The following is an 8,387-nucleotide window of genomic DNA, read 5'->3' as shown; positions in this document are numbered from 1 at the left end:
GGTCTTCAGCGACGACGAGGCGGACATGATCCTGGATGCGCCGCAGGGCCAGCACATGGCGCAGATGATGAAATACTCCGCCGTGGGCACCCCCGCCGCCGTGCAGGAATACCTGGAGGAGTTCACTGCCCACGCCGACGCCGACGAACTGATCGTCGCGCACCAGAGCGCACGGATTGAGGACCGGCTGCGCTCAGTGGAGYTCCTCGCGGAGGTCGCCGGGCTCGTCCGCGTCTGAGGCGGGGTCGCCCGGCCCCGCCCGGCCCCGGACGGGCCCGGACGGGCCGGGCATCAGCGGCCGTATGGCGCCGGCCGGCTAGGACTCCCGGCGGGCGCCCTCCGCGGCGGCCACCGCGAAGATGTGCGGGGCCGTGTAGCCGGCTTGGGCAAAGCGCTCCGCCACGCCCTCGGCGATCCGGCCGGCGTCGGCGTCCCGGACCAGCGCGATCGCGGCACCGCCGAAACCGCCTCCGGTCATCCGGGCACCGATGGCGCCCAGCTCCTGGGCACTGGAGACCGCCAGGTCCAGTTCAGCCGTCGAAATCTCAAAGTCGTCGCGCATCGAGACGTGCGAGGCGTCGAGGAGTGCCCCGATGGCAGCGGCACCGTCGGCCCGCAGTGTGGCCACGGTGTCGAGGACACGCTGGTTTTCGGTGATCACGTGCCGGACCCGGCGGTAGGTGGTCGGGTCGAGGACGGCGGCGGCGCGGGGCAGGTCCTCCGTCCCGAGATCCCGCAGGCTGGGAACGCCCATGGCCCGGGCGCCCTCCTCGCAGGAACGGCGGCGGCTGGCGTACCCGCCGTCGGCGTGCGAGTGGCTGGTGCGGGTATCGATAACCAGCAGACCCACCCCCGCGCCGGCGAAACCCAACGGCACCGCCTCGGTCTGCAGGCTCCGGCAGTCCAGCAGGATGCCGTGGTCCGGTTCACCCAGGAGCGACGCCGACTGGTCCATGATGCCGGTGGGCGCGCCCACCACGCGGTTCTCGGCGAGCTGCCCGATTTTCGCCAGCTCCTGCCGACCCAAGCCCAGGCTCCAGAGTTCGTTGAGCGCCAGCGCCACTGAGCATTCGACGGCCGCCGAGGAGGATAGGCCTGCGCCTGCCGGGACCTCGGAACTGAGCGCCAGGTCGACGCCGGACAGCCGGGAAGAGTCCGTGCCGCGGTCTGCCGCGGCCCGGGCCATGGCCCAGGCGACCCCCAGCGGGTAGGCGGCCCAGCCCTCAAGTGCGTCCGGGTCCAGCTCGGCAAGGTCCAGCTCCACAACCCCGGGGAACGAGCTGCTGGCAACCCGGAGCCTGCGGTCCGCGCGGAGGCCCGCGGCGACCGCCGTGCGCTTGTCGATGGCCAGGGGGAAAGCGAAGCCGTCGTTGTAATCCGTGTGCTCGCCGATGAGGTTGACCCGCCCCGGGGCAGACCAGAGGCCCTCCGGGGCGTGGCCGAACGCGGCGGCGAAGTAGTCGAGTCCCTGTTGGAACAGTTCCGTCATGGTTATGCTGCCTCTTCCTTGTCCATGGCGTCCCGGAGCCGGGCGGCGGCGGTTTCCGGCGGGATGTCGGCGATGAACGCCCCCATGGCCGCCTCGGAGCCGGCCAGGTACTTCAGTTTGTTTTCTTCACGGCGCGGCGAGGTCAGCTGCAGCATCAGCCGAACGTCGTCCCGGTGGGCGTTGACCGGGGCCTGGTGCCAGGCCGAAATGTACGGGGTAGGGGTGTCGTAGAGAGCGTCCACGCCGCGCAGGAGCCGGCTGTAGAGCACCGAGAACTCGTCGCGTTCCTCGTCCGTGGTCGCTGCGAGATCCGGCACGTGCCGGTGCGGGAGCATGTGCACTTCCAGCGGCCAGCGCGCGGCGAACGGGACGAACGCCGTCCAGTGCCTGCCCTTGAGCAGGACCCGTTCGGAGGCCTGCTCGAAGCCGAGGATGTCCTCGAACAGCGAGCCGCCATAGTTCTCGATGGTGCGGATCAGCTGCGCCGTGCGGGGCGTGATGTACGGGTAGGCGTAGATCTGGCCGTGCGGGTGGTGCAGGGTCACGCCGATTGCTTCGCCACGGTTTTCGAACGGGAAGACCTGCTCGACGCCGGGCAGCGCGGACAGCGCTGCGGTACGGTCCGCCCACGCCTCCACGACCGTGCGCATCCGGGACACGGGCAGGCCCGCCAGGGAACCGGTGTGTTCGGGGGAGAAGCAGACCACCTCGCACCGGCCCACCGACGGCCTGCTCCGGCCGAGCCCCACCGTGGCGAGCTCCGCCAGGCTGGCCGGGCCGCCGTCGTCCGCCAGGTCCGGGCCGAAGGACGGGGACTTGTTCTCGAAAACCGCGACGTCGTAGAGGCTTGGGATCTCGGAGGGGTTCTCCGGCGACGCCGGGGCCAGCGGGTCCAGGTGCGAGGGCGGCAGGACCACCCTGTTCTGCCGGGCGGCCGCGATGGAAATCCACTCCCCGGTCAGGACGTCCTGGCGCATCGTGGCGGTCGGCGGCCGGACGGCCGGTTCGCGCAGGTCCGGGCCGCGCTCGGCCGGGAGCGACGTGTCGGCGTCGTCGAAGTAGATAAGGTCACGCCCGTCGGAGAGCTTGCAGGCGCGCTTGGTGATCTGGCCCATGCTAGGAATTCCTTACGGAGTGGCCGCCGTCGGCGGAGTCGGCGTCAGTGACACGGCGGACCGCCAGGAGCACGCCGTGTTCGGGGTTCAGGACCGGCATCGGCAGGCCCGAAGCCGCGAGGAAACGGCCCGTGGCTTCGACTCCCGTGGCCAGCCAGGCCGGCGGCACCGTGTGGATGTAGGCACCCCGGTCATCGGAGTCCGGATACACCGCCTCCACCCGGTAGCGGCCTTCCGGCTGCAGGGCCGGGAGGCAGATCCGGCCGGGCATCTCGGCGAACGACGTCGCGACGGACACCACCGCGTAGAGGGCCTCGCTGCCGTCGTGGGCGACGACGCCGTGCACCCGGAAGGCCGGATCGGGCTCGTCGGCCCGCACCATCCGCCCGCTGTGCAGCAGGGAACGGTACTGCTTGTACAACGCGATCACCCGGGCGAGTTCTGTGTGCTCGGCGGCGCTGAGCTGCCGGACGTCCCATTCGAGGCCGAAGTGGCCGAACATCGCCGTGATGGCCCGGAAGGAGAGGTCGTGCGTGCGTGCGGTGGTGTGGCTGGTGGTGGGTCCGATGTGGGATCCGACGAGCTCGGGCGGGACCACCATGCCGGTCCAGCGCTGGATGGTCTGCCGCTCCAGGGCATCGTTGCAGTCCGAGCCCCAGACCCTGTCGGTGCGTTCCAGGATGCCCAGGTCCACGCGGGCGCCTCCGGAGGAGCAGCTTTCGATTTCCACGCCGGGGTGGGCCCGGCGCAGCTCGTCGAGCAGCCGGTACACGGCCTGGGTCTGGGCATGCACCGAGGGCCGGCCGGCGTGCCCCATCTCGGTCAGGTCCCGGTTCTGGTCCCACTTGAGGTAGCTGATCCGGTTCTCCCGGAGCAGCGCGTCGAGCCGGTCGAAGATGTACTGCCAGGCCCCGGGGTTGACCAGGTCCAGGACTTGCTGGTGCCGCCAGCGTTCGGGCAGGYGGCCGTCGGAGTCGGCGGCGCGGCGCGGCGCCGGGCCCGCGATCCAGTCCGGGTGCGCCCGGGCCAGATCCGAGTCCTCGTTCACCATCTCCGGTTCCACCCAGAGGCCGAACTCCATGCCGTGCCCGGTGACGGCGTCGATCAGCGGTGTCAGCCCGTCTGGCCAGAGCTGCTCATCGACATACCAGTCGCCAAGGCCGGCGGAGTCGTTGCGCCGGCCCCGGAACCAGCCGTCGTCGAGCACGTAGCGTTCGACGCCGAGGTCCGCGGCGGTCTCGGCGAGCTCCAGCAGGGCCGGGAGCCGGTGGTCGAAATACACGGCCTCCCAGACGTTCAGCACCAACGGGCGGGGTGCGCCCGACGCCGTCCCGGGGTGGTGCGGGCGCCCGCGGAACCAGGTGTAGAAGGCGTCAGTGATGCCGTCCAGGCCGTCCGCGGAGTAGGCGGCGAACAGCCAGGGGGTCTCGTAGCGGGCGTCCGGGGCCAGGGTGATTTCGGCGGATCCGAGCAGCTCGGACGCGCCGATCACGGTCCGGCCGTCGCCCGTGGTGTCGACGAAGCTCTCATGGTTGCCGCTCCAGCCGAGGTGGACGGCCCAGACCTGCCCGTGCCGGTATCCGAAGCCGGGGGTGCCGGCGGCAAGCAGGAGTGAGGCATCGTGGCCGGTCCTGCCGTGCCGGCCGGAGCGGACCCAGGTGCCCTGGTTAAGGGGCAGCCGCTGGGGGTGGGATTCGCGGCACCAGCGGCCGGTCAGGTCCAGGACCTCGGTCGCGGCGCGGCCTACGGGCAGAACGGCCGCCAGTTCCTCGACGGTGTAGGGGTCCGGGCCGTCGTTGGTCAGCGAGTGGCGGAGCTGGAGGAGGCCGCCGTCGTTGATCCGGAGCTCGGTATGGACCGTGATGCCGGCGTCCGGGTCGGCCTGGGTGATGACCGCGGAGCCGGTGCCGCCCTCGGCAACGGATACCAGCCGGAGCCGGGAGGAGAACGCACGCCCGTCGCGGTGGCCGCGGAGTCCGGGCCGGCCGCGCCAGCCGGAGGACGCCTGCGGAACCAGGCCCAGGGTCACCGGGGTGTCCAGGGCCGAGTGCGGGACGGGGTCCCGCAGCAGCGCTAGGTCCGGCAGGTCGGGGCCGAGGTCGGCGCCGAAGTGCAGCAGGGCGGGTTCGCCGGTGCTGAAGTCGATGAGGAGCGCCGTGCCGGAGCGCCGCAGGTAGAGGGGAGCCGGCGGTGTGTCGGTTCCTCCGGCGAGGGGTGCCGGGGCAAGGTTCAGGTCCGGGTTATTCACTGCAGCTCCAGGCGTTGTCAGGTCGGGTGGGTGGTGCGTGCTGGTTGGGTCAGCCGGCGGCGGCGCTGGCCGCGGCCTCGGTGGGGGCCAGGCGCAGCCGGCCGACGCGCTCGCCGAGGACGCGCCTGGCCTCGCTGCCCAGCCGGTCGTCGCTGATGAGTTCGTCCGCGTCCTCGAGCGCGGCGATGGTGCTGATGCCCAGGGTGCCCCACTTCGTGTGGTCGGCCAGGACCACCACCCGGCGGGCCGCGGCGACGAAGGCCCGGTCGGTTTCGGCCTCCAGCACGTTCGGGGTGGTGAAGCCGGCGTCGGGGTCGACGCCGTGGACGCCGAGGAACAGGACGTCCAGGTGCAGTTGTTTCAGCGAGGATGTGGCCAGCGGGCCCACCAGGGCATCGGACGGGGTGCGCTCGCCGCCGGTCAGGATCACGGTGGACGGCGAGGAGCTTTGGTGGAAGACGTCGGCAATCCGCACCGAGTTGGTCACCACCGTGATCCGCGGGCCGGCGGAGAGCAGCTGGGCGAGCGCCCACGTGGTGGTGCCCGCGCTGAGGCCCACCGCCATCCCCTCCCGCACCTGGGCCGCTGCCTCCTGCGCGATGGCCATTTTCTCGTCCTTAAGCTGGGTCACCTTCAGCTCGAAGCCCGGCTCGTGGGTGCTGGCCCCGCCCGGCAGCTTGGCCCCGCCGTGGATTTTCTCCACGGCGCCGGACGCGTCCAGGGCCTCGATGTCCCGCCGTACCGTCATCAGCGAGACGCCCAGCATCTTGGCGAGATCGGCGACACGGACGATCCGTTCGCGCTGGACCTCGGCGAGGATGRCTGAATGACGGGCTGCGGCGAGCATCTGGGGTCCTTACAGGTTTGAGGGGGTTGGCAGGCTTGGCTGGTGTGAGTGGGCTGCGGCCGTGCCGGCGAGCCCGGCGGCCGCTGAGCGGACGACGGCGACTGCTCCGGCCGCGAGGCCGAGACCGCCGTCGAGCTCGGTGCCGGTGAGCACGTCGACGCCGGCCAGCGGGAGCCGGACGTCGGCGCTCCCGTGGTTGATGCAGAACGTCCAGTCGGTCCCGTCCTTGCTGCGCCGGGCCACCTCGACGTTCTCCGGCAGGTCCGGAACGAGTGGTTCCACCCCTGCGTCCGCGCAGACGGTGCTGAGCAACTCGCCCAGCCCCTCCGGCGCGAGCGAGGTCGCGACGTAGTAGGCGCGGCCGCTTCCGGCAGAGTTGCGGGTCACGGCGGGGGAACCGGCGGCCGGTCCCTCGTCCACGGCGGCGAGGACCTCGGCGGTGGTGGCCTGCCCGAGCTCGTTCCAGCAGGTGCCGGCGCCGTAACCGGTGAGCCGGACATTCTCGCCTTCCCGGAGCGGGAAGAACTCTTCCATCCGGACGCCGAGCAGTGCGCTGAACGCGCCGGGGTAGCTGCCAAGCCTGATGTGGTCATTTTCGTCCACGATACCTGAGAAGTACGTCACTATCAGGTGGCCGCCGGCGCGGACGTAAGCGTCCAGGTTCGCGGCCCCGGCATCGCTGACCAGGTACTGCATCGGGGCGACCACCAGGCGGTAGCCGGAGAGGTCGTCGGTGCCCTGCCGGAAGTCCGTGGGGATGCCGGCGCGGTAGAAGGCGTCGTGCCAGCGGCGGGTTTCGGCGATGTTGGAAGCGTCCACGCTGGGGTGCGAGTCCAGTTCCGAGGCCCACCGGGCGTCGGTGTCGTGCAGGATGGCGACGTCCACTTGGCCGGAGGCGCCGGTCGCCACGGACCCGGCGATCTCGGCCAGGCTGCGCAGCGCCTGCCCGAGCTGGACCACTTCACGCCAGACCTTGGTGTCGGTGCCGGCGTGCGGCAGCAGCCCGGAGTGGAACTTCTCGGCGCCGGCCCGGGAGGCCCGCCACTGGAAGAACAGCGCGCCGTCGGCCCCGCGGGCCACGTGCTGCATGGAATTGCGGAGCATCTCGCCGGGCGCCTTGGCGATGTTGCGGGGCTGCCAGTTGACGGCGGAGGTGGAGTGCTCCATCAGCAGCCACGGCTTGCCGTTGGCCCAGCCGCGGGTGAGGTCCGCGGTGGCGGCCAGCTCCTGGTAGTTCCGCGGGTCCTCGGCAATCAGGTAGTGGTCGTTGGACACCACATCCATTTCCTCGGACCAGCGCCAGTAGTCCACCGGCTGGTGCAGGCCCATGTTGAAGCCCATAAAGTTGGTGGTGACCGGGTGGCCCGAGTGCGAGCGGAGGATGGCGGCCTCGGCCTTGTAGCATTCGAGCAACTCATCGGAGGAGTAGCGGGCGAAGTCCAGCTGCTGGGTGGGGTTCACCCAGGTCCCGGAGGTCCGCGGCGGCAGGATCTCCTCCCAGGCCGAGTAGCGCTGCGACCAGAAGGCGGTGCCCCAGGCGGCATTGAGCGCGTCGAGGCTGCCGTAGCGGGCCTCGAGCCAGCGCCGGAAACCCGCAGCGGCGCCGTCGGAGAAGTCCGGCTGGTTGTGGCAGCCGTATTCGTTATGGACGTGCCACATCACGACGGCGGGGTGGTCCTTGTAGCGGACGGCGATCTGCTCGGTCAGCGCGGCGGCCGCCCGGCGGTAGTCGGGGCTGGAAGCCGCGAAGGCCTGCCGCGAACCGTAGCTGTGGCGGACGCCGTCGGCAGTGACCGGCAGTGATTCCGGGTATTTGTGGCTGAACCACGGCGGCGGCGATGCGGTGGCGTTCGCCAGGTCCACCCGGATGCCGTTGGCGTGCAGCAGGTCCAGGACCCGGTCCAGCCAGCCGAACTCGTAGACGCCCTCGGACGGTTCCAGCAGCGACCAGCTGAAGATGCCCACGCTGACCAGGTTGACGCCGGCCTCCCGCATCAGCCGGACATCTTCCTCCCACGTTTCCTCGGGCCACTGCTCGGGGTTGTAGTCCCCGCCGAAGGCGAGCATGGGGGAGCCTTCCGAGCCGAGGCGGGCGGTGATGTAGTCCATGGCGGCGTCGGTCTGCTTGGTGCTGTTGTCCACAATTATCCTTTGCTGGAGCCGAGGGTCAGGCCGGCCACGAAGTGTCGCTGGAGCAGGAGGTAGATCACCAGGGCCGGGATGGCCGTGATCATGGCGCCGGCCGCGATGAGGTTGTAGTTGGAAAGGAACTGGCCCTGGAGGTTGTTGACGGCCGTGGTGAGGGGGAGGCGGTCCCCGCTCTGCAGGAAGAGCAGCGGCCAGAAGAAGTCGTTGTAGATGAAGATGACTTCGAGTGTTCCCATGGCGGCCAGGGCGGGACGGCAGAGGGGCAGGATGATGTCCCAGTACTGGCGCCAGATCCCGGCCCCGTCAACCAGCGCAGCCTCGGTGAGCTCGGGGGAGAGGGCCTTCATGTAGTTCGAGAGGACGAAGGTCACGAAGCCGATCTGGAACGCGGTGTCCACGGCGATCACGCTGATGTAGGTGTTGAGCAGGCTCCCCGAGTCGCTGACGCTGTAGGGAAGCGGCAGCAGCTTGAACATCTCGAACAGGGGCGCGGCGAGGACCTGCGGGGGAAGCAGGTTTCCGGCCGTGAACATAATCAGG

The 8,387-nt window shown here is 70.6% G+C and carries 6 protein-coding genes and 1 pseudogene; 1 reads left to right on the top strand and 6 read right to left on the bottom strand.

The genetic code is table 11. The annotated features are described in order from the left end of the window. Positions 1–238, top strand: a pseudogene (locus tag AC1DHD_RS11410) (alkane 1-monooxygenase); the annotation flags it as partial. Positions 239–316: 78 nt separating this feature from the next. Here AC1DHD_RS11410 and galK read toward each other — a convergent pair. From galK to AC1DHD_RS11380, 6 genes are all read right to left on the bottom strand, one after another. Further along, positions 317–1,489, bottom strand: coding sequence for a galactokinase (gene galK / locus AC1DHD_RS11405; RefSeq protein ID WP_476879823.1), 1,173 nt, complete (start codon positions 1,487–1,489; stop codon positions 317–319). Positions 1,490–1,491: 2 nt separating this feature from the next. Next, positions 1,492–2,604: a galactose-1-phosphate uridylyltransferase gene (gene galT, locus AC1DHD_RS11400; protein WP_476879822.1), complete on the bottom strand. Its 1,113-nt coding sequence runs from the start codon at positions 2,602–2,604 to the stop codon at positions 1,492–1,494. Between the two features lies 1 nt (position 2,605). Beyond that, entirely contained in the window at positions 2,606–4,837 is a 2,232-nt protein-coding gene (locus AC1DHD_RS11395; protein ID WP_476879825.1) for an alpha-galactosidase, read from the bottom strand. Positions 4,838–4,901: 64 nt separating this feature from the next. Continuing rightward, complete coding sequence (locus AC1DHD_RS11390; RefSeq protein WP_476879821.1) at positions 4,902–5,699, bottom strand: DeoR/GlpR family DNA-binding transcription regulator; 798 nt, start codon at positions 5,697–5,699, stop codon at positions 4,902–4,904. A 9-nt stretch (positions 5,700–5,708) separates the two neighbouring features. Beyond that, a complete protein-coding gene (locus AC1DHD_RS11385; RefSeq protein WP_476879824.1) occupies positions 5,709–7,808 on the bottom strand; it encodes a beta-galactosidase in 2,100 nt (699 codons plus the stop codon). Between the two features lie 35 nt (positions 7,809–7,843). Beyond that, on the bottom strand, positions 7,844–8,387 hold a 544-nt coding region (locus tag AC1DHD_RS11380; protein ID WP_476879820.1), incomplete at its 5' end, for a carbohydrate ABC transporter permease.

The sequence above is a fragment of the Arthrobacter sp. 05L45_2 genome (assembly GCF_056397525.1).
This window is presented reverse-complemented; position numbering and strand designations above follow the sequence as displayed.

Excerpts from the sequence above, each read along its gene's own strand:
- galT (WP_476879822.1), bottom strand. The coding sequence starts at position 2,604 with ATGGGCCAGATCACCAAGCGCGCCTGCAAGCTCTCCGACGGGCGTGAC.
- AC1DHD_RS11385 (WP_476879824.1), bottom strand. The coding sequence starts at position 7,808 with ATGGACTACATCACCGCCCGCCTCGGCTCGGAAGGCTCCCCCATGCTC.
- galK (WP_476879823.1), bottom strand. The coding sequence starts at position 1,489 with ATGACGGAACTGTTCCAACAGGGACTCGACTACTTCGCCGCCGCGTTC.